At 35.2% G+C, this 24997-nt stretch carries 22 protein-coding genes, 1 riboswitch and 1 other annotated feature; all 22 genes read left to right on the top strand.

Features of this window, described 5'->3' with window-relative positions; genetic code table 11:
• Positions 1–56: 56 nt before the first annotated feature.
• The 22 genes from CD172_RS01930 (at position 57) to hemC (ending at position 24990) form a co-directional block, all read left to right on the top strand.
• Positions 57–761 (top strand): response regulator transcription factor, encoded by a 705-nt coding sequence (locus CD172_RS01930; RefSeq protein WP_037565516.1) that lies wholly within the window; start codon positions 57–59, stop codon positions 759–761.
• Positions 762–2462, top strand: a complete 1701-nt coding sequence (gene pnpS / locus CD172_RS01925) for a two-component system histidine kinase PnpS (protein WP_103345303.1) — start codon at positions 762–764, stop codon at positions 2460–2462.
• A gap of 120 nt (positions 2463–2582) precedes the next feature.
• The gene (gene polA / locus CD172_RS01920; RefSeq protein WP_103345302.1) at positions 2583–5210 is read left to right on the top strand and encodes a DNA polymerase I; all 2628 of its coding nucleotides are present in this window, start codon (positions 2583–2585) and stop codon (positions 5208–5210) included.
• Positions 5211–5225: 15 nt separating this feature from the next.
• Complete coding sequence (gene mutM / locus CD172_RS01915) at positions 5226–6098, top strand: bifunctional DNA-formamidopyrimidine glycosylase/DNA-(apurinic or apyrimidinic site) lyase (RefSeq protein WP_103345301.1); 873 nt, start codon at positions 5226–5228, stop codon at positions 6096–6098.
• 16 nt (positions 6099–6114) lie between these two features.
• Positions 6115–6723: a dephospho-CoA kinase gene (coaE, locus tag CD172_RS01910; RefSeq protein ID WP_060551224.1), complete on the top strand. Its 609-nt coding sequence runs from the start codon at positions 6115–6117 to the stop codon at positions 6721–6723.
• A 317-nt stretch (positions 6724–7040) separates the two neighbouring features.
• Complete coding sequence (locus tag CD172_RS01905) at positions 7041–8051, top strand: glyceraldehyde-3-phosphate dehydrogenase (RefSeq protein ID WP_060551223.1); 1011 nt, start codon at positions 7041–7043, stop codon at positions 8049–8051.
• A gap of 166 nt (positions 8052–8217) precedes the next feature.
• Positions 8218–8685, top strand: coding sequence for a transcriptional regulator NrdR (gene nrdR / locus CD172_RS01900; RefSeq protein WP_037565510.1), 468 nt, complete (start codon positions 8218–8220; stop codon positions 8683–8685).
• Between the two features lies 1 nt (position 8686).
• A complete protein-coding gene (locus CD172_RS01895; protein WP_167701410.1) occupies positions 8687–10054 on the top strand; it encodes a replication initiation and membrane attachment family protein in 1368 nt (455 codons plus the stop codon).
• The gene (gene dnaI, locus CD172_RS01890; protein ID WP_103345299.1) at positions 10051–10974 is read left to right on the top strand and encodes a primosomal protein DnaI; all 924 of its coding nucleotides are present in this window, start codon (positions 10051–10053) and stop codon (positions 10972–10974) included. The genes CD172_RS01895 and dnaI overlap by 4 nt, the downstream gene beginning before the upstream one ends.
• 292 nt (positions 10975–11266) lie before the next feature.
• A complete protein-coding gene (gene thrS / locus CD172_RS01885; RefSeq protein ID WP_103345298.1) occupies positions 11267–13204 on the top strand; it encodes a threonine--tRNA ligase in 1938 nt (645 codons plus the stop codon).
• A gap of 54 nt (positions 13205–13258) precedes the next feature.
• Positions 13259–13433: riboswitch (Lysine riboswitch) on the top strand.
• A gap of 120 nt (positions 13434–13553) precedes the next feature.
• Complete coding sequence (locus CD172_RS01880; RefSeq protein WP_060551219.1) at positions 13554–15062, top strand: amino acid permease; 1509 nt, start codon at positions 13554–13556, stop codon at positions 15060–15062.
• Positions 15063–15103: 41 nt separating this feature from the next.
• Positions 15104–15237, top strand: a sequence feature (ribosomal protein L20 leader region).
• Positions 15238–15263: 26 nt separating this feature from the next.
• The gene (gene infC / locus CD172_RS01875; protein WP_082021572.1) at positions 15264–15791 is read left to right on the top strand and encodes a translation initiation factor IF-3; all 528 of its coding nucleotides are present in this window, start codon (positions 15264–15266) and stop codon (positions 15789–15791) included.
• Between the two features lie 27 nt (positions 15792–15818).
• Positions 15819–16019: a 50S ribosomal protein L35 gene (gene rpmI / locus CD172_RS01870; RefSeq protein WP_037565503.1), complete on the top strand. Its 201-nt coding sequence runs from the start codon at positions 15819–15821 to the stop codon at positions 16017–16019.
• 59 nt (positions 16020–16078) lie between these two features.
• Positions 16079–16435, top strand: a complete 357-nt coding sequence (rplT, locus tag CD172_RS01865) for a 50S ribosomal protein L20 (RefSeq protein WP_037565502.1) — start codon at positions 16079–16081, stop codon at positions 16433–16435.
• 219 nt (positions 16436–16654) lie between these two features.
• Positions 16655–17266 carry an NUDIX domain-containing protein gene (locus CD172_RS01860; RefSeq protein WP_103345297.1) on the top strand — a complete coding sequence of 204 codons (612 nt, stop codon included), beginning with the start codon at positions 16655–16657 and terminating at the stop codon, positions 17264–17266.
• A gap of 9 nt (positions 17267–17275) precedes the next feature.
• Positions 17276–18199 (top strand): hypothetical protein, encoded by a 924-nt coding sequence (locus CD172_RS01855; RefSeq protein WP_103345296.1) that lies wholly within the window; start codon positions 17276–17278, stop codon positions 18197–18199.
• Positions 18200–18283: 84 nt separating this feature from the next.
• A complete protein-coding gene (tig, locus tag CD172_RS01850; RefSeq protein WP_060551216.1) occupies positions 18284–19597 on the top strand; it encodes a trigger factor in 1314 nt (437 codons plus the stop codon).
• 212 nt (positions 19598–19809) lie between these two features.
• Positions 19810–21072, top strand: a complete 1263-nt coding sequence (gene clpX, locus CD172_RS01845; protein ID WP_060551215.1) for an ATP-dependent Clp protease ATP-binding subunit ClpX — start codon at positions 19810–19812, stop codon at positions 21070–21072.
• 69 nt (positions 21073–21141) lie between these two features.
• On the top strand, positions 21142–21729 hold the full coding sequence (gene yihA, locus CD172_RS01840) for a ribosome biogenesis GTP-binding protein YihA/YsxC (RefSeq protein ID WP_060551214.1): 588 nt from the start codon (positions 21142–21144) through the stop codon (positions 21727–21729).
• 122 nt (positions 21730–21851) lie between these two features.
• The gene (gene hemA / locus CD172_RS01835) at positions 21852–23192 is read left to right on the top strand and encodes a glutamyl-tRNA reductase (protein ID WP_103345295.1); all 1341 of its coding nucleotides are present in this window, start codon (positions 21852–21854) and stop codon (positions 23190–23192) included.
• Between the two features lie 14 nt (positions 23193–23206).
• Entirely contained in the window at positions 23207–24043 is an 837-nt protein-coding gene (gene ccsA / locus CD172_RS01830; protein WP_103345294.1) for a cytochrome c biogenesis protein CcsA, read from the top strand.
• 20 nt (positions 24044–24063) lie between these two features.
• Positions 24064–24990, top strand: coding sequence for a hydroxymethylbilane synthase (gene hemC / locus CD172_RS01825; protein ID WP_103345293.1), 927 nt, complete (start codon positions 24064–24066; stop codon positions 24988–24990).
• Positions 24991–24997 lie beyond the last annotated feature (7 nt).

Raw genomic sequence — 24997 nt, 5'->3', positions numbered from 1 at the left:
TTTTTAAGTACATTTTAAGTTATAATGAACTTAATCATTCATAGGAGGTACGTTTAATGGTGCAAAGAGTGCTCGTAGTAGATGATGAACAATCGATTGTCACACTACTTAAATACAATCTTGAACAAGCAGGGTATATTGTAGAAATCGCTCAAGACGGCGAGGAAGCAATTGAAAAAGAAAAAGAAACAAAACCTGACTTAATCGTATTAGATGTGATGTTACCTAAAAAAGATGGTATCGAAGTATGTAAAACGATTCGTTCTGATAAAAATCAAGTCCCAATATTAATGTTAACGGCTAAAGATGATGAGTTTGATCGCGTTTTAGGTTTGGAATTGGGTGCTGATGACTACATGACAAAACCTTTCTCACCTAGAGAAGTTGTGGCGAGAGTTAAAGCGATTTTACGCCGTTCTTCTCAATTTGAAACAACCCGCGCTGATGAAGAAGATGAAGATATCGTGATTGGTCCTATTCGTATTAGACCAGATTATTTTGAAGTTTATCGTAATGATGAACTCTTAGAATTAACCCCAAAAGAGTTTGAACTATTATTGTATCTTGTAGAACGTCAAGGGCGTGTGATTACAAGAGAACATATGTTAAATTCGGTATGGAATTATGAGTTTGCAGGTGACTCACGTATTGTTGATGTTCATATCAGTCATTTACGTGATAAATTAGAAGAAAACCCAAAACAACCGCAGTTCATTAAAACTGTAAGAGGTTTAGGTTACAAATTGGAGCGTCCAAAATAGATGATAAAGTTTTATCACAAGTTATTAATTATACTTACAACAATCACTGTTGTAAGTTTTCTTATATTAGGCTTTATTGTTCATAATTCTATATACACGATTTCTGTGGATCATCAAAAACGTGAATTACTCAAACAATCTAAACATATCATTCAACGCTATCAAGTGCACCAATCATCGCGTATTCAAGATATAGCTGAAACATATCAAGCTAATATTCACATTATCACTAATGGTAAAACTGAAACACTTCATACTGAAAAAGATTTTACTATCGAAAATAGAAAAGATGAGCTTTTGAGGCAATTGCATTCTGAAAATCCTGTTTATATCCTTGATGGAAAATCCGGTGAATATTTGTATGGTGTCAAACATAAACAAACAATACTGTTAATGAGTGGGAAATATGATGCGGTCTATGATTTACAAATGCAATTCTGGAAGTACTTAATATTGATTGGTATTGTGATTATGGCATTGATTTTCTTTACAGTTCGCTATATTAACCGCACTTATATACAACCGATTAATGAGGTTTCTTATGCCGCTTCTTTATTAACGCAAGGGAATTATAAAGTACGTGTTCCTGAAAGCAGTGTCAAAGAAACACGTGAACTCTATGTAACAATTAATGTACTTGCAAGACGTTTAGAGCGTTTAAATAGTGAGCAAAAAATTCAGCGTAATCGCCTAGTGACTACATTAGAAAATATACCGAGTGCTGTACTTATGATTGATAAGCATGGAAATATCGTAGTTGCCAATAAAACATTTTATGAGATTTTTAACGAGACGAAAAATGTTGAACATCAAAACTATGAAAAGTTTTTACATCCGACTTTAAAAAAACTCGTTGTAGAAGGTTTTCGTACTGAAAAACCCGTGTATGATCAAGTGGAGCTACAATTAAGTTTAATACATCAAAAGTTTTTTGATACGTCATGCGTACCTATTTTGACTAGAACAAAGAAACGATTACAAGGGATGGTTATTGTTTTACATGATATTACACAATTGAAAAAACTCGAAAATTTAAGACGTGACTTTGTTGCAAATGTTTCGCATGAATTAAAAACACCGATCACGTCGATGAAAGGGTTCACTGAAACACTTTTAGATGGTGCTAAAAATGATGAGGCATCATTAGATATGTTTTTAAATATCATGTTAAAAGAATCTAATCGCATTCAATCGCTCGTTAATGATTTGCTGGATTTATCGAAAATTGAACAAAATACGGCATTAGATAAACATCCTATTAACCTATCTCAAGTTGCGAACAATGCTTTAGACTTAATTCAACCTTTAGCGAGCGAAAAAAACATTGATTTAATTGATGAAATCGATGAGCATATCACTGCACTAGCGGATGAAACAAAGATGTCTCAGGTTATCGTAAACTTATTATCAAATGCAGTGAATTATTCTCCGCCAGACAAAACGATTACTTTACGTGTGTATCAAAATGATAAACATAAAGTGATTGAAGTTATAGATGAAGGTATAGGTATAGCAGAAGAGGAAACTGTGCGTATTTTCGAACGATTTTATCGAGTTGATAAAGCGCGCAGTCGTGAATCAGGTGGCACGGGTCTTGGGCTTTCTATCACGAAACATATTGTGGAAGGGTATCAAGGTAAAATTGAGGTTGAAAGTGAAATAGGTAAAGGGTCCACTTTTAGAGTGCAATTACCTGAATAAAGTGATATTGCGATACAGGTTTGGTTTTAACCAAGTCTGTATCGTTTTCTTTTAGTGCCGCAATGGGTATTTAGTATGTGATGTGATAAAATAAATGCAAAGTAGCTAGGAGGGACCCATGTGGAAAAGTTAGTGTTAATTGATGGTAACAGTTTAAGCTTTAGAGCATTTTATGCGTTACCCTTATTACAAAATAAAGCTGGTATTCACACGAATGCAATTTATGGCTTTGCACGTTTATTAGAAAAAATTATCAAAGAAGAATCACCCACACATTTTCTAGTTGCATTTGATGCTGGGAAAACAACATTTCGACACGAGACTTATCAAGATTATAAAGGTGGCAGACAAAAAACACCTCCAGAATTAAGTGAACAGTTCCCTTATATTCGCCAACTGTTGGACGCTTATCAAATCAAGCGGTATGAATTAGAACAATATGAAGCCGATGATATTATTGGGACACTTAGTCGTGAAGCGGATCAAAAAGGGTTAGAAACCATCATCATTACAGGAGACCGTGATTTAACACAATTGGCCACTGATAACGTGACAATTTATTATACAAAAAAAGGTGTCACAGATGTAGATCATTATACACCGGCATTTATCGCAGAACAGTATGGCGGTCTTGTTCCTGATCAAATACGTGATTTGAAAGGTTTAATGGGTGATACATCAGATAATATTCCAGGTGTTGCTGGTGTTGGTGAAAAAACAGCACTAAAATTGTTACATCAATTTAAAACTGTTGAAGGTGTGTATGACAATATAGAACAAGTCAGTGGGAAAAAGTTGAAAGAAAAATTAGCTAATAGCCAAGCGGATGCATTAATGAGTAAACAATTAGCTACTATAAATTGCGACAGTCCCATCTCTGTTACGATAGAAGATACAAAACGTCCGACAACAATAGATGAGACAGAAAAAATTGAGCTTTTTAAAACATTGGAATTTCGCCAATTATTAAAAGATATTGATATTAAAGCAGATACATCATCAGTTCAAAAATCATATCAAATCTCCTCAGATTTTAAAGGAATTCAATTTGATGCTTTAGATGCAGCGATAGTTCATATTGAAATTGATGGAGACAATTATATCAAAAATAATATTTTAAAATTTGGTTTGAAAACAGACAATGACTATATTGTTGTGGACGCACATCAGATTAAGGAGATTGAACCTTTAGTTGCGTGGCTTGAAGATGAAAAAACGTGTAAATATGTGTTTGATGCTAAGAAAACATATGTCGCGTGTAAGCGTTTAGGCATACGCATTCAAAACATAGTTTTTGATACGATGCTTGCAAGCTATTTAATTGATCCATCGCAAACAATTGAGGATGTAGCTTCCGTTTCATCTCTATATGAAGGGACATTTGTTCAGGATCGTGCTACTATTTATGGAAAAGGAAAATCTTATCTTATCCCCGATGACCAACCGTTAGCCGAACATATTGCATCAATTTTAGATGCAATTGAAATCATGTATCCAATGATGCAACAAAAATTGGATGCGCATGAACAAATGACTTTATTAACGGATATTGAACTTCCTTTAGCTTTAATTTTGGGTGAAATGGAGTTTACTGGTATTTACACAGATGTGACGACGCTACAAACTATGGAAGCTGATATTCAATCGAAATTGGATACACTGATTAAAGATATTCATAAAGTAGCGGGTGAAACATTTAATATTAACTCTCCGAAACAACTTGGTGTTATCTTATTTGAAAAGTTACAATTGCCTGTTATTAAAAAAACTAAAACAGGGTATTCCACAGCAGTTGATGTATTAGAAAAATTGCAAGGTGAGCACGACATTATTGATTTAATTCTTCAGTACCGTACGCTTTCTAAGCTACAATCGACTTATGTAGAAGGCTTACAAAAAGTGATTTCTGAAGATGGCCGTATTCATACGCGCTTTAATCAAACGTTAGCTCAAACGGGTCGTTTATCTTCTGTGGATCCTAACTTGCAAAATATACCAATTCGTATTGAAGAAGGGCGCAAAATTCGTAAAGCATTCAAATCAACAGATGAAAATAGTGTAATTTTAGCAGCAGACTATTCACAAATCGAGTTACGTGTACTTGCACATATTACTAAAGATCGTACCCTTCAAGATGCTTTTATTAATAATGAAGATATCCATACGACGACTGCTATGAAAGTGTTTAATGTTGATGCTTCCGAAGTAACTGCTCTAATGCGTCGTCAAGCGAAAGCAGTTAACTTTGGTATCGTGTATGGAATTAGCGATTATGGTTTAAGCCAAAGTCTAGGTATTACACGTAAAGCAGCTAAACAGTTTATAGATGACTATTTAAATCACTTTCCTGGTGTAAAGACTTATATGGAAGAAATTGTTCAAGATGCGAAACAAGATGGTTATGTAGAAACATTGTTAAAACGTCGTCGATATATTCCTGATATAACGAGTCGTAACTTTAATAAACGTGGTTTTGCTGAACGCACAGCTATGAATTCCCCAATTCAAGGTAGCGCGGCTGACATTATCAAATGTGCGATGGTTAAGTTAGATGAAGCGATGAAACATTCTGATTTTAAAGCTAAGATGTTATTACAAGTACACGATGAGTTGATTTTTGAATTACCTAAAGATGAAGTTGAAACATTTAGTAAGTTTGTAGAAGACATTATGATTCATGCATTAGAATTAGATGTACCGCTTCAAGTAGATTCAGATTATGGGAAAACGTGGTACGATGCAAAATAGAAAGTAGGGAACACATTGCCAGAATTACCAGAAGTTGAACATGTAAAACGTGGCATTCAACCGCTCATTGAAGGTGCAAGCATTGAAAAGATTACCTTTTCCGATAGTGTCATTTTAGGTAAACAACAAGGTAAAGACACCATTATAAAGGGCATAAGTTTAGAGGCGTTTCAACAGTTTAGTGTTAGTTATACTATTCAACATGTATATCGCCGAAGCAAATATATTCTTTTTGATTTGGTAAACGATTCTGATCAACGTACATTAGTATCTCACTTAGGCATGGCTGGTGGCTTTTTTGTAGTCAAACATATTGAGGATATTAACATTGCAAACTATCGAAAGCATTGGCACGTTATATTTCATTTAGATAACGATTGGTTACTTGTTTATTCAGATATTAGACGGTTTGGTGAAATTAGAAATGTTAAATGTTTAGAGGAATACCCTTCTCTATTAGAAATTGCACCTGAACCATTTGATATCGATGCGTTATCGCATTATTTAGCTCAATATGAAGTTAATCGTTATAAAAAAATGCCGATAAAACGTATGATTTTAGAACATCGCGTCATTGCTGGGTGTGGGAATATATATGCGTGTGAAGCGTTATTTGATGCTAAAATCAATCCACATCGTTTAGCACAAGATTTATCACATGATGAGCGCATAAACGTTTTTAAAAGTGTTGTAAAAGTTCTAGAAATGGGTATTTTACATGGAGGAACAAGTATCTCTGATTACGTTCACGCAGATGGTCAACGTGGAACGATGCAAAATAATTTAAAAGTATATAAACAGAAAATGTGTGAAGAATGTAAAAGTGCGATTGATACAGCGATTATTGGCGGTCGTAATACACACTATTGTAAAAATTGTCAAAAATAAGGGAAGAAGGTATGTTATGTCAAAAGTCATTGGTTTAACGGGTGGAATTGCCACTGGTAAATCCACTGTGGCAGAACTTTTGAAAGCGCACGGCTTTAAAATAGTAGATGCTGATGTCGCGTCTCGAAAAGCAGTTGAAAAAGGGTCTGAAGGCTTGTCACAAGTCCGAGCAGAATTTGGTGAGGAAGCCATTGATGACAATGGAGAAATGAATCGCCATTATATCGGACAACAAGTGTTCTATGATGATGTAAAACGTGAAAAATTAAATGCTATTATTCATCCTATTGTGAGAACGTTAATGGAAAAGGAAAGAGATCAATATCTTGCTGAAGGTTATGATGTTGTCATGGATATTCCTTTACTATATGAAAATGGTCTTGAAAATACAGTGGATGAAGTATGGTTAGTTTATACATCTCCTAGCATTCAAATAGACCGTTTAATGGAACGTAACCAATTATCAATTGAAGATGCCAAAGCACGCATTTATAGTCAAATTTCAATTGATAAAAAGAGTCGTATGGCTGATGTAGTAATTGATAATTTTGGCACAAAACTTGAACTTAAACAAAATTTAGAGGAAGTTTTAGCTGAAAAGGGTTATCTTAAAAGTGTTGAATAAAGTGAAATAAAATGGGGTGGACCAATTTTAAGGTTCACCCCATTTTTTATAAATTCAGGTGGATGCGAATGAAAGATGTAGGATTGAGTTTACAGGTAGCTAATGCGCCATGTAACCTCTAAATTTATGATTCATCGTATAACACTACATAGGTTAATGTGACACATTAATATCCCAAAGGCACTATACACGGATTGTAAAAATATACAAATGGCATTTTATAAGTAAAATTTATCAACGCAAACGGTTTCATTTTTGATTAATTATGATATACTCTTAAATATAAGTATAACACATTAACAAGGAGTGCTTTTTTCATGACGACAAAGATTGCGATAAACGGTTTAGGTCGTATCGGCCGTATGGTTTTAAGAATTGCATTAAACAGAGAGGATATTGAGGTGGTTGCGATTAACGCAAGTTATCCACCAGAGACCATTGCACATCTTATTAAATATGATACAACGCACGGACGTTTCAACAAAGAAGTACAACCTATAGAAAATGGTATTAGTGTGGATGGTAAAGAAATTAAATTAGTTTCTGATCGTAACCCAGAAAATTTACCTTGGAAAGCTTTAGGTATTGATGTAGTTATTGAAGCGACAGGTAAATTTAACCACGGTGATAAGGCGGATGCTCATATTAGAGCAGGTGCAAAAAAAGTATTGTTAACAGGTCCATCAAAAGGTGGACACGTGCAAACGATTGTTAAAGGTGTAAATGACAGTGATTTAGATGTTGATACATATGACATCTTTAGTAATGCGTCATGTACGACAAATTGTTTAGCACCTGTTGCAAAATTGTTAAATGATACGTTCGGTATTGAAAACGGCCTAATGACTACAGTACATGCCGTAACAAATGATCAAAACAATTTAGATAATCCACATAAAGATTTACGTCGTGCACGTGCAGCATTTGAAAGTATTATTCCAACATCTACTGGCGCAGCAAAAGCACTCGCACTAGTGTTGCCAGAACTTGAAGGGAAACTACACGGAATGGCATTACGCGTGCCAACTAAAAATGTGTCGCTCGTTGATTTAGTTGTAGATTTAAAACAACCTGTTACTAAAGAAGAAGTGAACCAATTATTTAGAGATCATCAACTTGGTGGTGTAATTGATATTGTGGATGAACCCCTTGTATCAGATGACTTTAAAACAGATAGCCACTCTGCAATTATCGATGCGCAATCAACTATCGTGATGGGTGAAAATAAAGTAAAAGTACTTGCTTGGTATGATAACGAATGGGGTTACTCTACACGTGTTGTAGATGTCTTACAACAAATTGCGAAAGCGATTAAAGTGACAGCATAAGTTGTAAATTGCTAATATATAGATTGGTTTAACAAAAAATAGTATATTTTTCTCGATTAGGGTCAAGGTAAAATGTTTACCTTGGCTCTTTTTAATCACTGTACTTTTGCTATTAAATCAGTTTGTAGTATAATGAAACAAAATTATTGAAGAAGGTGAAAAAGTCGTGAAATGCCCTAAATGTCAACACACGCACGCTCGTGTTGTGGATTCGAGACATGTAGATGACCTAAATGCAATTAGAAGAAGACGTGAATGTGAACATTGTGGAACACGTTTCACTACTTTTGAACACATTGAGATGAGTCCGCTCATTGTTGTTAAAAAAGATGGAACAAGAGAGCAATTCAATCGTGAAAAAATTTTAAACGGTTTGGTTCGATCATGCGAAAAACGACCAGTACGTTTTCAAAAACTAGAGGAAATTACAAATCAAGTGGAATGGAAATTGAGAGATTCAGGTATGGCAGAAATTTCATCGAGAGATATTGGAGAACATGTGATGGATTTATTAATAGATGTAGACCAGGTTTCTTATGTGCGTTTTGCATCCGTGTACCGTGAATTTAAAGATGTAGATCAATTGCTTAAATCCATGCAAGGTATTATTAAAGATAACAGGCGGAGTGAATAATATGGTATCGATGTATCCGAATCAATTACAAGCACATGATGGTTTTGCCGTCGTGCGCGCATATTTTTATCACCAACGTCACCAAGAAGTACTTCATCGACTTTTTATACCACTGATTGGTGCTGATGCTGTTAGTTATTATCAATATTTAGAACAATTTGCCTCAAGTACTTTTGATGACGGTTACACACATTATACGATTATGTCTGAGTTGAAAATTAACTTATTAAAATTCCGAGAAAAATTAGATTTATTAGAGGGAATTGGTTTGTTAAAGACCTATGTACGTCACACAAAACAAACTACACAATTCGTTTATGAACTCGTTGCACCACCATCGCCTTATAAATTTTTTAATGACCCGATGTTGTCTGTTTATTTTTATCAAGTTGTTGGCCAATCACGTTTTCATGAAATTAAACGGTATTTTATTCCAAATGAGATGGATTTAAAGGCTTTTACCGAAGTAACTAAAAAATTTACAGATGTTTTTAAAGTACCACAACAGTCACATCGACCGAATGCAGGTGCATTAAATGAACAAAGTTATAATGGTGTCGATTTATCTGATGTTTATTTTGATTTTGACTTATTAAAAGATATGCTTCAAACGCATTATGTAAGTAGTGAAGTGATTAGTGAACCGAATAAAACAACGATTATTCAGTTGGCTACATTATATCGATTATCCCCTGACATGATGAAAACAGCGATATTAAAATCGTTAAATAGCGATCAAACATTATCTTTATCAACTTTACGTAAAACAGCGCAAGATTATTATTTGATTGAAAACCAACAAGAATTACCTGCACTTACACCTTCAAATTCAGGTGAAACGACGAACGCTATCCAAAATCCTTTAAAAGCTGACGTTTCCAATTGGGATGAGTGGTATGAAATGATGGACAATACAAGTCCTATTGTGATGCTCACATCGTGGGGTGACGCAGAACCGACCCCGCAACAAAAAGCAATGATAGAAGATTTAATCACGCGCGAGAAGTTAAGCTTCGGTGCGATTAATGTTTTATTGCAATATGTCTTACTAACGAAAGATCAAAATTTACCTAAAAATTACGTGCTTTCAGTAGCGTCAAGTTGGAAAAAACAACAGGTGACAGACGCGAGATCCGCACATGAACTCGCACAAAAGATAAAAGAGAAACAATCACAACATTATTCAAAACCACGTGCTTCACAATACCGTAATAAACAACATTTACAATCACTCGAAAAAACACCAAGGTGGCTTACACATCCTGAAGAATTTGAGTTGAAAAAAGAAGACGAAGCGCATCTTGAAAAGGAAAAACAAGCCTTTTTAAATAAATTAAAAAACAAAAAACGGGCAGGTGAAAAAGAATGAAATCATTTAGTCACATTATAGGGTCGAATGATGCCTTCGAAAAACGTATTGCTAAAATTAAACGCGATGTTTTACAAGATCCAGATGTCAAGCAGTTTATAGACGCGCACCAACATGAAATCACAAATCACATGATAGATGTAGACTTAAATATACTTCAAGAATATAAAGATCAACAAAAGCAATGTGATGATGATCATTCCTTCGAAAACTGTCCAAACTTTGTGAAAGGGCATATTCCACAATTATATATCGAAAATAATCGCATCAAAATCAAATATACGCCATGCCCATGTAAAATTAAGCATGATGAGGCGAAGTATTATAGTAGCATGATTACTTCATTTCATATGCACCCTGAAACATTAAATGCGAAAATTAAAGATATTTATATGAATCGAAGAAATCGTTTAGAACTGGCGATGCGCTTAGACGATATGATTGATCAAATTATTGCGAAAACACCCACTAAAGGTTTATATCTTTATGGTGAATTTGGGACAGGGAAGTCATTTATATTAGGTGCCATTGCTAATGAATTGAAAAGTAATCGAGTGCCTTCTACAATCATCTATGTGCCTGAATTTATTCGTACACTCAAAAATGGTTTTAAAGATGGCTCGACGGACCGACGTGTTAAAGAAGTGAGAGAAGCCCGTGTTCTGTTTTTAGATGATATTGGCGCAGAAGAAATTTCACCATGGGTTCGAGATGAAGTGTTAGGACCTATTTTACATTACCGTATGATTCAAGAATTACCAACGTTTTTCAGCTCGAATTTAAATTTAGACGAACTCGAACACCATCTATCTGTAACGCGTGGTGGCACTGAAGTAACGAAGGCCGCTCGGATTATGGAACGTGTTAAAACTTTAGCAGATCCTTATCGATTAGAAGGGGAAAATTATAGAAAACGTTGAAAATTTATAAAAAAGCGCTATAATGGAAATAACTAAATGACGACAAAAAATAGAGGATACGATGTTGTACAGCCTATTATACAGAGAGCTACCGTTTGATGAGAGTGTAGTTAATAGTGTATCGCATTACTCCCTCAGTATGACATTTGTAATGAATGTCCGGCTCAAGACCGTTATCTTAAGTAGAGTTTGCATATTTTTATGCAGTACTAGGGTGGTACCACGATGACCTCGTCCCTATTTAGGGATGGGGTCTTTTTATTTTAGTCGTTAAAATTTAAGGAGGATGCATATGTCACAAATAATGATTCGCTTTCCAGATGGAAATGAAAAAAGTTTTGAAAAAGGGATTACAACAGAAGAAATTGCTCAATCGATCAGTCCTGGGCTACGTAAAAAAGCAGTTGCAGGTAAATTTAATCATCAATTAGTCGATCTTACACGTCCTTTAGAAGAAGATGGTGATATTGAAATTATTACACCGGGAAGTGATGAGGCATTAGAAGTATTACGACACTCTACTGCTCATCTTATGGCACAAGCATTGAAACGTTTATATGGCGATGTAAAGTTTGGTGTGGGCCCTGTGATTGATGGCGGCTTCTATTATGATTTTGATATGGATGACAAAGTTTCAAGTGATGATTTTGAAAAAATTGAAAAAACAATGAAACAAATCGTTAATGAAAATCATCCGGTGACACATCGTGTAGTTAGTCGAAACGAAGCGAAAGCATTCTTTAATGATGACCCTTACAAATTAGAATTAATCGAGGCGATTCCAGAAGATGAAAATGTAACGCTCTATACTCAAGGTGAGTTTACAGATTTATGTCGCGGTGTACATGTCCCATCTACAGCTAAAATTAAAGAATTTAAATTGTTATCTACTGCTGGCGCATATTGGCGCGGAGATAATAATAATAAAATGTTGCAACGTATTTATGGAACAGCGTTCTTTGATAAGAAAGATTTAAAAGCACACTTGAAAATGCTTGAAGAACGTAAAGAGCGTGATCACAGACGTATCGGTAAAGATTTAGAGCTCTTCACTAACAATCAATTAGTAGGAGCAGGGTTACCATTATGGTTACCAAATGGTGCAACAATTCGCCGTGAGATTGAACGCTACATCGTAGATAAAGAAGTGAGTTTAGGTTATGACCATGTCTATACACCTGTCATGGCGAATGTAAATTTATACAAAACATCTGGACATTGGGATCATTATCAAGAAGACATGTTTCCAGTGATGCAACTTGATGAGGATGAAGCAATGGTACTTCGTCCGATGAACTGTCCACATCATATGATGATTTATGCAAATAAACCACATTCATACCGCGAATTGCCGATTCGTATTGCTGAATTAGGTACAATGCATCGTTATGAAGCGAGTGGCGCGGTATCAGGACTACAGCGTGTACGCGGCATGACGTTAAATGATGCTCATATCTTTGTGCGACCTAATCAAATTAAAGATGAATTCAAGCGCACAGTGAACATGATTATTGATGTATATAAAGACTTCGGTTTTGAAGATTATCGCTTTAGATTAAGCTATCGCGATCCTGAAGATAAAGAAAAATACTTTGATGATGATGTCATGTGGAATAAAGCGGAATCGATGTTAAAAGAAGCGGTGGATGAACTGGGTCTTTCCTATGAAGAAGCTATAGGTGAAGCGGCATTCTATGGTCCTAAATTAGACGTTCAAGTGAAAACGGCAATGGGTAAAGAGGAAACGTTGTCTACAGTACAACTTGATTTCTTATTACCTGAGCGTTTTGATTTAAATTACATCGGTAAAGATGGTGAACAACATCGTCCAGTTGTTATTCATCGCGGAGTCGTTTCTACAATGGAACGTTTTGTTGCATTTTTAACAGAAGAAACAAAAGGGGTTTTCCCAACTTGGTTAGCACCGCAACAAGTTGAAATCATTCCAGTCAATGTTGAGTTGCATTATGATTATGCGAGACAACTTCAAGATGAACTCAAATCACAAGGTGTCCGCGTTCATATTGATGACCGTAATGAAAAGATGGGCTATAAAATCCGTGAAGCACAAATGAAAAAAATTCCTTATCAGCTTGTAGTAGGTGATAAAGAAGTTGAAAATCATGAAGTTAACGTACGTAAATATGGCTCTAAAGATCAAGAAACAGTTGAAAAAGACACGTTTATTTGGAATTTAGTGGACGAAATCCGTTTAAAAAAGAAAAGATAACTTGTCTTTCAGTAAACTTTAAGCTATAGTAGATACAAATCAAAAATTTAATAAAATTTAGTTAGAGGTTGCGTCTTTAATGAGTCGTTTGTCAGAAGTCGAATGGAACATATGTTGCACAAATTAAAGGTAAAGACGCCGAAATAAAAGTTCATCCATCAACAACTTTTATTGGGCTGGTATTCGAATAGGAACCAGACTGTCACAATAGTGGTGTGCTATCTATGTTGAAATATATAACAAAGGTTGCATCCTCGATGTAACCTTTGTTTCTTTTTACACAAATAAACACAATGATCATCATGTAACATTTGCACCTACCTCTAAGTAAAGGGAAAGGATAGGTTTTATGAGTCAAAGTAATTTGGGAAATGAAAACACGGTTCAAAGACACCTTAAAGATCGTCATATTTCGATGATCGCGATCGGTGGTGCGATTGGAACAGGACTATTTATGACATCTGGTGGCGCGATTGCAGATGCGGGTCCATTAGGGGCATTACTAGGATATGCGATTATCGGCGTGATGGTATTTTTCTTGATGACATCTTTAGGAGAGATGGCTACGTACTTGCCTGTATCTGGATCATTTAGTACGTATGCGACACGGTTTGTAGATCCTTCATTAGGATTTGCCCTTGGATGGAACTACTGGTTTAACTGGGTTATTACAGTTGCTGCAGACGTCACAATCGCTGCGCAAGTCATTCAATATTGGCAACCGCTACAGTTTCTACCAGCATGGGCGTGGAGTTGCTTGTTCATGTGTATCATCTTTAGCTTGAATGCTTTATCTGTTAAAGTGTATGGCGAAAGTGAATATTGGTTTGCATTTATTAAAGTGGCAACGGTCATTATTTTCATTATTGTAGGTCTTCTTACGATTGTGGGTATTATGGGTGGCCAAGCTGTTGGATTTGATACATTCACTAAAGGTGATGGTCCAATTTTAGGTGGTAGCTTTGGTGGCAGTCTATTAGCTGTTTTTGGTGTATTCTTAATTGCTGGTTTCTCTTTCCAAGGTACAGAACTTGTAGGGATTACAGCTGGAGAATCTGAAAATCCTCAACGTGCTGTGCCGAAAGCCATTAAACAAGTTTTTTGGCGTATTTTACTTTTCTACATTTTTGCTATTTTTATCATCGGTATGTTGATTCCATACGATAACCCTGCATTAATGGGCGGTGGTAATGATATCGCTACATCACCATTTACATTAGTTTTTAAAAATGCTGGTTTAGCCTTTGCGGCATCGTTTATGAATGCGGTGATTTTAACCTCTGTATTGTCAGCAGGTAACTCAGGTATGTATGCAAGTACGCGTATGTTGTACTCTATGAGTAAAGATGGACTCGCAGCACGCATTTTCGGTCATACAAATAAGAATGGGACACCAATTATCTCAATGCTTGCAACCGCTGCAATCGTTATTTTAATATTTATCGTGCAACAAGTTAGTGGTAACGCGTATGAGTATATTGTTGCGGCAAGTGGTTTAACTGGATTTATCGCATGGGTTGGTATCGCCGTCAGTCATTATCGTTTTAGAAAAGCATTTGATGCACAAAATTATGATAAAGACAAATTGGTTTACAAAGCGAAATTGTTCCCATTCGGTCCAATACTTGCAGGTGTTTTATGTATCGTTGTCATCATTGGTCAAGACGTTGATTTTATTCAAAGTGGTAACTTTGATTTCAATCGTTTCCTTATCACATATATGGGTATTCCGGTATTTTTAGGGTTTTTCTTATATCACAAATTTAGATATAAAACGAAATTAATACCTTTAAATGATGTGAACTTAGATCCTTCTATTTCAACGAAAGAAAAAAACTTTCAGAAACATGTTGACTAATTCGTAACAACTTGGTATAGTTAATTCTGTTGATTACGAAACGGACCAAGTAGAAGCACCCGCTTCTCACCTGTAGCGACGCATCAAGCAGTTGGCAGGTAAACGATAAACATGTAGAAAACGTTCATGTTATTGAAGAAGCGGGGACATTTTATGTCCTCGCTTCTTTTTGTACTTGGACCATTCGTAAAACTATTGGAGGTGTCAACCATAGCTAAGGATCAAACGCAAGTTAATGAAAAGATTCGCGCAAAAGAATTACGTGTTATCGGTCAAAATGGTGACCAAATTGGTTTAAAAACCAAACATGAAGCATTAGAAATGGCAGACCGTCTAGGATTAGATGTCGTTGTTGTTGCACCTAATGCGAAACCGCCTGTTGCTCGTATTATGGACTATGGTAAGTACAAATTTGAGCAACAAAAGAAAGAAAAAGAAATGAAAAAGAAACAAAAAATTATCAACGTGAAAGAAATACGTTTAAGTCCAACAATTGAAGAACATGACTTCAATACAAAGCTTAAAAACGGACGTAAATTCTTATCTAAAGGTGATAAAGTTAAAGTTTCGATTCGTTTCAGAGGGCGTGCCATTACACATAAAGAAATTGGTCAACGTGTTTTAGAAAAGTTTGCTGATGAATGTAAAGATATTGCATCTGTAGAGCAAAAGCCTAAAATGGAAGGCCGTCAAATGTTTCTTATGTTAGCGCCAACTAACGAAAAATAAACAACGATTAAATAGGAGGAACTCACTATGCCTAAAATGAAAACTCATCGCGGAGCAGCGAAACGTGTTAAAAGAACTGGATCTGGTCAATTAAAACGTTCTAGAGCGTACACTTCTCACTTATTCGCTAACAAATCTACAAAGCAAAAACGTCAATTACGTAAAGCATCATTAGTATCTAAGAGCGATGCAAAACGTGTAAGACAGTTATTAACATACGTTAAATAATTTTAGTTTTCGATATGGTATGTAAGGCATACCGCAAGAGATAAAAGGAGGAATTTATTATGCCACGTGTTAAAGGTGGAACAGTAACAAGAGCGCGTCGTAAAAAGACGATTAAATTAGCAAAAGGTTACTTTGGTTCAAAAAGTACATTATATAAAGTAGCAAAACAACAAGTAATGAAATCAGGTCAATATTCATTCCGTGACCGCCGTCAAAGAAAACGTGACTTCCGTAAATTATGGATTACACGTATCAATGCAGCTGCACGTCAACACGACATCAGCTACTCACGTTTAATGAACGGTTTAAAAACTGCTGGTATCGATATTAACCGTAAAATGCTTTCTGAAATCGCGATTTCAGACGATAAAGCTTTCGGTGAATTAGTAAGTAAAGCGAAAGAAGCTTTAAAATAAACCTAATTAAAAATGCTTTTCACGTCTAAAGATTTAATCTTTTGAGTGAAAAGCATTTTTATCTTTGTGTGCATGTAGCTTCTTCAATTTAATTTAGACGAAAAATAATGGAGTAAAACGAGAAAACACCATGTGTAAGTTGTCATTGATACGGTATATCACTTTTCGTTATACCCATTCTCTGATACGATTAAGAAAATGAATATAAAGGAGAACATTATGTCGAAATTTGATGAACAAATCGCTGTCGTACAACGTCATTCGTTGTTCAACCAAGAAAAGAATGCTTTTAATGGTTTTATTTCTAAAAGCGATGCGAAGAGTATTGAAATTTTTAACACATTAGACCAGTATGAAGTAAAAAGACGTGGGGATATGGAAGAGGATCCTTCTTACAAACAACTTATATCCTACTGCATACTTGAAAATGAAAATGGCGACCTTTTAGTCTATGAACGTTTATCAGGTGGTGGTGAAGCACGTCTACACGGACAAGGCTCTATTGGTGTAGGTGGGCATATGAATGATGTTCCAGATGCACAAACCATCAATGACTTAATTATTGTCAATGCAAGTCGTGAGCTTGAAGAAGAGGTGGGGCTTCATGTTACAAGTGCATCACAACTTGAACATGTTGGATTCATCAATGACGACTCTAACGAAGTGGGTAAAGTTCATATTGGTATTGTTTTTAAAGTTAAAGTCAAAGCCAATAACATTGAAGTTAAAGAAACAGATACATTGAAAATAGAATGGAAGTCTCTTGAAGACATCAATGATTTAAATCAATTCGAATCATGGAGTGCACTTATTTTACAAGATTTGAAATAGGTGATAAAGATGAGTGAAATAATTCCATTTCCAAAGCGTAAAGATAAAATTGAAAAAGATATGATCACATTTTTTAATCAAGGCGACTATGAACGTGTGTATGATTTATTCATTACGTACGAAGCATCGTTTGAGTTAACGTCACAATTAGCGCTAATGAAATGCGAAACATTATGGGAGTTAAAGTCATATCTTGAATTAAAAGAAGAAGCAAATATTTTAATGTCACAAGGGTTCCAACCATACGATACTTTGATGATTTATTATGTGAAAAGTTTGTTTGAATTAAAACAATATCATGCTGTGATTGATGTCATTGATCAAGTGATTGATGAAGTTAACGAACATCAAACACGCTTAGTATTTTTACCTATTAAAGATCAAGCGACGGCAGAACTTAATAAGCGTAAAGATTATTTTCATTACCAATTACAATCTTTCTTTAGTCTTTCTAATGGTGAACAGACGAAATTGTTATTAGATTTAATTGATGACCATGCTTATCAATATGCAGACACATTTGCATTTTATATCAAACATGAATCCCTCAATCATCGGTTAATGACGCTTATTCTTGAATATTTAAAATTTGCACACTATGAACAACCGATTCACATTGAAAAATTCGGCTTACACACAGAGGTTAAACCTCATCGTTTAAAAGGCGTTTCACACACAAGCTTCAACAATCAACTGATGCCTAGAATCATCGAATGGTTAGAGAAAGCAATGCCATCATTAGTAAGTGAGGCGTATGTGCACCTCAATACACACAATATCGCGTTGTATCCTTTTGAAATTACTTCAATTGATACTATTGACCATTGGTTGAAAGCGTATCAAATGTACTTTAAATCCTTAACAGGCGAGGAAAACAAAATGGATGACGACTTACATGCATTGGTTGAACTTATAAATTTATTAAATACATAGGCGCTTGGGTTTATCACCACGCCAACCTATGCTATAATGAAGAAGTTGAAAAATTTTAATAGTATATCATGGAGGTTTATACACATGACAGCAACTTGGGAAAAGAAAGAAGGCAACGAAGGGTTATTACAAGTAACTGTTCCTGCTGAAGAAGTAGATAAAGCATTAGATCAAGCTTTTAAAAAAGTAGTTAAACAAATTAACGTACCTGGCTTCCGTAAAGGTAAAGTGCCACGTCCAATTTTCGAACAACGTTTTGGTGTTGAAGCGTTATATCAAGACGCTGTAGACATTTTATTACCAAAAGCATACAGCAATGCAGTTGAAGAAGCTGGTATTAATCCAGTAGATCAACCTGAAATTGAAGTAACTCAAATTGAAAAAGGTAAAGAATTCAAATTTGATGCGACAGTTACTGTAGAACCTGAAGTTGAATTAGGTGACTACAAAGGGTTAGAAATTGAAAAACAAAATACTGAATTAACAGATGAAGAAGTGGAAGAAACTATTCAACAACGTTTAGAAGCAATGGCTGATATGGTGGTTAAAGAAGACGGTAAAGTTGAAGAAGGCGATACTGTAAATCTTGACTTCGATGGTTATGTTGATGGTGAACAATTTGAAGGTGGACAAGCTGACGGTTATGACTTAGAAATCGGATCTGGTATGTTTATCCCAGGTTTCGAAGAACAACTTGTTGGTTTAGCTGTTGGTGAAGAAAAGGATGTTGAAGTAACATTCCCTGAAGAATACCACGCTGAAGAATTAGCAGGTAAACCAGCAACTTTCAAAACAAAAATCAATGAAATTAAATCAAAAGAAGTGCCAGAATTAGACGACGAGCTTGCGAATGAACTTGATTCTGAAGCAAATACTGTAGATGAATATAAAGAAAACTTACGTAAGCAATTAGCAGAAAATAAAGCGACTGAAGCTGAAAATACACAAAAAGAAGAAGCAATTACAAAAGCTACAGATAATGCTAAAGTTGATATTCCAAATGCGATGATTAAAACAGAAGAAGATCGCATGGTACAAGAATTCGCACAACGTTTACAACAACAAGGATTAAACCTTGAAACGTATTTCCAAATTTCAGGTCAATCTGAAGAGGATTTACGTGGTCAAATGAAAGAAGATGCTGAACAACGCGTGAAAACAAACTTAACATTAGCTGCGATTGCAGATGCTGAAAATATCGAAGCAACAGACGAAGATGTTGAAAAAGAACTTGAAACAATGAGTGCTCAATTCGGTATTTCTGTAGACGATATTAAATCAACTTTAGGTAACACAGACATCGTTAAAAATGACGTACGTGTGAAAAAAGTTATTGATTTATTAGTTAAAGAAGCTAAGCTTGTTGAAGCGACTAAAGAAGAAGAAAGCGACAAATAAGCTTTGAGATAACGAAACATGCTAATATGGTTTCATTTCTCAATTTAAATAGTAAATGAATAGTTGCGGGGGTGAGTGTTTGAAGCCAAGTGATGCATATCGGTTTCACATTCACTCCCATCTTATTTTATGCAAATAACTTGATAGGCTATCCATTTGCGTAATAGAATGCTTTTTAGTATAGTCATAGAAGAACAGGGGTGTAATCAATTATGTTTAAATTCAATGAAGATGAAGAAAACTTAAAATGTTCTTTCTGTGGTAAAGATCAAGACCAAGTCAAGAAGCTTGTAGCAGGAAGTGGTGTATACATTTGTAATGAATGTATCGAACTTTGCTCTGAGATTGTTGAAGAAGAATTGAATCAAAACGAAACAGAAGAACTTACAGAATTACCCACACCAAAAGAAATTATGGAACAATTAGACAGCTACGTTATCGGTCAAGATAAAGCTAAAAAATCGTTAGCAGTAGCTGTATATAACCATTATAAACGTGTTAAACAATTAGGACCTAAAGATGACGATGTAGAATTGCAAAAAAGTAATGTTGCACTTATAGGGCCGACTGGTAGTGGTAAAACATTATTAGCGCAAACATTAGCTCGAACATTAAATGTGCCGTTTGCTATTGCGGATGCAACGAGTTTAACGGAAGCGGGTTATGTGGGTGAAGATGTTGAAAATATCCTTTTACGTTTAATCCAAGCAGCTGATTTTGATATCGATAAAGCTGAAAAAGGGATTATTTATGTTGATGAGATAGATAAAATTGCACGTAAATCTGAAAATACATCGATTACACGCGATGTATCAGGTGAAGGTGTGCAACAAGCATTATTAAAAATATTAGAGGGTACGACTGCGAGTGTACCGCCACAAGGTGGACGTAAGCATCCAAATCAAGAATTTATTCAAATCGATACTACGAATATTTTATTTATTCTTGGTGGTGCGTTTGATGGCATTGAAGACGTGATTAAACGCCGTTTAGGAGAAAAAGTCATTGGTTTTGCGAGTAGCGAAGCATCAAATTATGATGACGCATCATTATTAGAACATATTCGTCCTGAAGATTTACAAACGTATGGCTTAATCCCTGAATTTATCGGTCGTGTACCGATCGTTGCTAATCTTGAAACATTAGATGTTGAAGCATTAAAAAACATTTTAACACAACCTAAAAATGCACTCGTTAAACAATATACGAAAATGTTAGAGTTGGATAATGTTGCATTAGAATTTACAGAAGAAGCACTTAATGCGATTAGTGAAAAAGCCATTGAACGTAAAACTGGCGCGCGTGGTTTACGCTCGATTATCGAAGAAGCGCTCATCGATATTATGTTTGATGTCCCTTCAACTGAAAATGTTGCAAAAGTAGTCATTACGAAAGAAACGATTATTAACGAAACTGAGCCTGATTTATATGATTCAGAAGGAAATCTTTTAAACGATAAGAAAACTTCTGCATAACAATAGGCATCATTATTGGCCTAAGCTGAATGTAACGATTCAACTTAGGCTTTTTTATGAGGTGAATACATGAATATTAATCCAAATAATGTAGATATTTTAATAAGTGCGGTCAAACCTGAACAGTATCCTGAAATTGGATTGCCTGAGGTGGCGCTGAGTGGGCGTTCTAATGTTGGAAAATCATCGTTTATAAACAGTATGATTGGTCGGAAAAACATGGCAAGAACGTCCCAACAACCCGGTAAAACACAAACATTAAACTTTTTTGATATTGATCATCAGTTAATCTTTGTCGATGTTCCAGGATATGGGTACGCAAAGGTAAGTAAAAAACAAAGAGAAGCGTTTGGAAAAATGATTGAAACATATATTACACAACGAGAGGCTTTAAAACTTGTTATTCAATTAGTAGATCTTAGGCACCCTCCTACAGAAGATGATGTCCTCATGTATGACTTCTTAAAATATCATGAGATTCCAACATTAATTATCGCGACTAAAGAGGATAAAATTCCTAAAGGTAAGGTTCAAAAACATATCAAAGTGATAAAAGAAGCATTAGAACTCGAAAAAGGTGATCAAATCATCAGTTATTCTTCTGTTGATAAAAAAAATCAACAAATGATTTGGGATGCGATTACGACGCACTTTTAAATGTGAGTTTGACAAATTCATGACAACATCATTTAGCAACTTATAAATACGGGCAATAATAATTAGAATGACTTTAATGTATGTTATAATTTGGGTATTGTAGATATAACGGGGGCGTTATAATGTATATGATTTCTGTAAGTGTGAATCATCACACTGCGAATGTATCATTGAGAGAAAAATTAAATTTTAATAACGTGGATATGTATCGTGTACATGAAACGTTGTATGAAACGAAATCAATATTAGAAAATGTTATCGTATCCACATGTAATCGAACTGAAGTCTATGCTATTGTAGACCAAATTCATACTGGGCGATATTATATTCAACGCTTTTTAGCGCGTGAGTTTAATTTTGAAGTTGATGAAATCAAGCAATTTACAGATGTGAAAGTGGAAGATGATGCTGTGACACATTTGTTTAGAGTTACATCTGGATTAGATTCTATTGTATTAGGTGAAACGCAAATTTTGGGTCAAATCCGAGATGCATTTTTAATTGCGCAAAAAGCAGGAACTACGGGTATTATTTTTAATGAATTATTCAAGCGAGCGATTACATTTAGTAAAAAAGCGCATCATGAAACGGATATAGCCGATCATGCTACAAGCGTTTCTTATGCAGCGGTGGAGCTAGCGAAGAAAATTTACGGTAAATTAACGCGTCGTAATGCTTTAGTGATTGGTGCAGGTGAAATGGCAGAACTTGCCATTATGAATTTAAAAGGTGCAGGCGTGACAGATATAACAGTTATCAACAGAACGCTTGAACGTGCTGAAGATTTAGCACTAAAACATCATATTTCTGTCGGTGCGTTTTCTGAAATAACGCATTATTTGGCTACTGCTGACATTGTAATTAGTTCAACGAGTGCAGAAGGGTTTGTCATTACAAAAGACATGATTGCACTGAGTCACGATTTAAATAAAAATCGTCAACAGGTTTTAATCGATATCGCGGTACCGCGAGATATTGAACCACTAGACACCGTTGATTCTAATATTTTTATATACGATGTCGATGATTTAAAAGGGCTTGTTGATGCGAATATGAGAGAGCGTCAAAAAGCTGCAGCACTTATCGCTGAACGCATTCCAAATGAAATTGATAAGCATAATGAGTGGGTCAAAATGTTAGGCGTCGTCCCTGTCATTCGAGCGTTGCGCGAAAAAGCAATGACCATTCAGGAAGAAACAATGATTAGTATCGATCGTAAGTTGCCACATTTATCTGATAGAGAACGTAAAGTGATATCTAAGCATACTAAAAGTATTATTAACCAAATGTTAAAAGATCCTATTAAGCAAGCTAAAGAAATTAGCGATGATAAATATTCAGAAGAAAAGTTAGCACTCTTTAAAGAGATTTTTGATTTAGAGGTGACGTCTGACTATAAGACAGAAGCCACTGAAAAAAAGAGACACTTACTTAAGCAGAGGTTTTTCTTACTAGATAATTAAAGAATGGTGATGCTATGGAAGAAGCATTTTTTATAAGATTTCATGAATGTATCTTTATCATTTATTTAATCAGTGTGCTCACTTTAACGATCGATGTATTGCATAAAAATAGTCGATTTCAAAATATTGGATTTTATACATTAGGCATCGCATGGGTACTTCAGACCAGTTCATTGGTTTTGTATATTTTTTGGATGGGGCAATTACCTTTAACCTCAATTATTGAAAGTTTTTATATACTAACATGGCTGATATTAACGATTACTTTTATCTTTGCGGTCTTTAGAAGTTCCGCATATTTAATTGCATTGCTGAATCTGATAGGTTTAATGTTTATGGCAATTCATACGTTTCATCCGAATCAATTACAGTTAAATGGTTCACGTTTAAATGTGATTAATGAGTTATTAATCTTCCATATCTCATTCGCACTTGTCAGTTATCTTTTTTTCGCAATTGCGTGTGTGAATGCGATACTGTATTTAATACAATATCGTAATTTAAAAGAAAAGCGTTTTAATCAAGATTACTTTCGTATTGGTAGTGTGGCAACTTTAGAAAAAGGCGTTTTTTATAGTTCGTTTTTAGGAGTAATGTTACTGTTTATCAGTATTCTCTTAGGTATTCAATGGGGGATATTGACGTTAGGGCATCATATATTTTTAGATTTAAAAGTCATATCATCAATCTTTATCTTAATATGTTACGGGTTTTACATTACATTAAGGTTGTTGCGCAAGTTCTCATCACTTGCGTTAATTTATGTCAATATCGGACTGTTCATATGTTGTATGATTAATCTTATATTTATTACGCAACTGTCAGAATTCCATCAATGGACAGGTGTATAAAATCGTTTGGAGGACATATTATGCGTAAATTGGTAGTAGGTTCAAGACGCAGTCAATTAGCTTTGACACAAAGTAAACAATTCATCGAAAAACTGAAAGCGATTGATCCAACTTTAGATATCGAAATCAAAGAAATTGTGACGAAAGGGGATCAGATCGTTGATCGCCAACTGTCTAAAGTGGGCGGTAAGGGATTGTTTGTAAAAGAAATACAGAACGAATTATTTAATAAGAATATTGATTTTGCTATTCATTCTTTGAAAGATGTGCCGAGTGTACTTCCAGAAGGCTTGGTCATAGGATGTATTCCAGATAGGGAAATTCCTTTAGATGCATATATCGCAAAAAATCATACGCCATTAGAAGATTTAGCAAGTGGCAGTATTATAGGTACGAGTTCTTTACGTAGAGGTGCCCAAATTCTTGCGCAATACCCGCATTTAAAAATCAAATGGATACGGGGAAACATCGATACACGATTACGCAAACTTAAAGAAGAAGACTATGATGCCATCATTCTAGCAGCAGCTGGATTAAAAAGAATGGGTTGGTCTGATGATGGCGTTACGGCTTATCTTGATGACCGTCTTGTCTTACCAGCTATAGGTCAAGGTGCGCTCGGTATTGAATGTCGTGCAGATGATGACGCTTTACTTGCATTACTTAAAAAAGTACATAACCCGGATGTTGCGGCATGTGTTACGGCAGAACGTACCTTTTTAAAAGAAATGGACGGTAGTTGTCAAGTACCTATTGCTGGACATGCGCGTATCACATCTAATGATTCCATTCTATTTAAGGGACTCATTATGTCAACAGATGGAAAGCAACGTTTTGAATATGAAGCGGAAGGTAAAGATCCAGTCGCATTAGGATTAAAAGTGAGTGAACAACTCAAGGCACAAGGTGCTGAAACAATTATCCAAGCTTTAAGCGAATCACATTGAGGTGTAT

This window comes from Staphylococcus agnetis (assembly GCF_002901865.1).
GTDB classification, from domain to species: Bacteria; Bacillota; Bacilli; order Staphylococcales; family Staphylococcaceae; genus Staphylococcus; species Staphylococcus agnetis.
Note: the sequence above shows the minus strand (reverse complement) of the source record. Positions and strands in the feature narration are given on the sequence as shown.

What these genes read in the sequence shown, in the direction of transcription:
- pnpS (WP_103345303.1), top strand. Translation starts at nt 762, where the DNA reads ATGATAAAGTTTTATCACAAGTTATTAATTATACTTACAACAATCACT.
- clpX (WP_060551215.1), top strand. Translation starts at nt 19,810, where the DNA reads ATGTTTAAATTCAATGAAGATGAAGAAAACTTAAAATGTTCTTTCTGT.
- rplT (WP_037565502.1), top strand. Translation starts at nt 16,079, where the DNA reads ATGCCACGTGTTAAAGGTGGAACAGTAACAAGAGCGCGTCGTAAAAAG.
- coaE (WP_060551224.1), top strand. Translation starts at nt 6,115, where the DNA reads ATGTCAAAAGTCATTGGTTTAACGGGTGGAATTGCCACTGGTAAATCC.
- hemC (WP_103345293.1), top strand. Translation starts at nt 24,064, where the DNA reads ATGCGTAAATTGGTAGTAGGTTCAAGACGCAGTCAATTAGCTTTGACA.
- yihA (WP_060551214.1), top strand. Translation starts at nt 21,142, where the DNA reads ATGAATATTAATCCAAATAATGTAGATATTTTAATAAGTGCGGTCAAA.
- rpmI (WP_037565503.1), top strand. Translation starts at nt 15,819, where the DNA reads ATGCCTAAAATGAAAACTCATCGCGGAGCAGCGAAACGTGTTAAAAGA.
- dnaI (WP_103345299.1), top strand. Translation starts at nt 10,051, where the DNA reads ATGAAATCATTTAGTCACATTATAGGGTCGAATGATGCCTTCGAAAAA.
- CD172_RS01930 (WP_037565516.1), top strand. Translation starts at nt 57, where the DNA reads ATGGTGCAAAGAGTGCTCGTAGTAGATGATGAACAATCGATTGTCACA.
- CD172_RS01880 (WP_060551219.1), top strand. Translation starts at nt 13,554, where the DNA reads ATGAGTCAAAGTAATTTGGGAAATGAAAACACGGTTCAAAGACACCTT.
- ccsA (WP_103345294.1), top strand. Translation starts at nt 23,207, where the DNA reads ATGGAAGAAGCATTTTTTATAAGATTTCATGAATGTATCTTTATCATT.
- CD172_RS01855 (WP_103345296.1), top strand. Translation starts at nt 17,276, where the DNA reads ATGAGTGAAATAATTCCATTTCCAAAGCGTAAAGATAAAATTGAAAAA.
- CD172_RS01905 (WP_060551223.1), top strand. Translation starts at nt 7,041, where the DNA reads ATGACGACAAAGATTGCGATAAACGGTTTAGGTCGTATCGGCCGTATG.
- CD172_RS01895 (WP_167701410.1), top strand. Translation starts at nt 8,687, where the DNA reads ATGGTATCGATGTATCCGAATCAATTACAAGCACATGATGGTTTTGCC.
- CD172_RS01860 (WP_103345297.1), top strand. Translation starts at nt 16,655, where the DNA reads ATGTCGAAATTTGATGAACAAATCGCTGTCGTACAACGTCATTCGTTG.
- hemA (WP_103345295.1), top strand. Translation starts at nt 21,852, where the DNA reads ATGTATATGATTTCTGTAAGTGTGAATCATCACACTGCGAATGTATCA.
- tig (WP_060551216.1), top strand. Translation starts at nt 18,284, where the DNA reads ATGACAGCAACTTGGGAAAAGAAAGAAGGCAACGAAGGGTTATTACAA.
- thrS (WP_103345298.1), top strand. Translation starts at nt 11,267, where the DNA reads ATGTCACAAATAATGATTCGCTTTCCAGATGGAAATGAAAAAAGTTTT.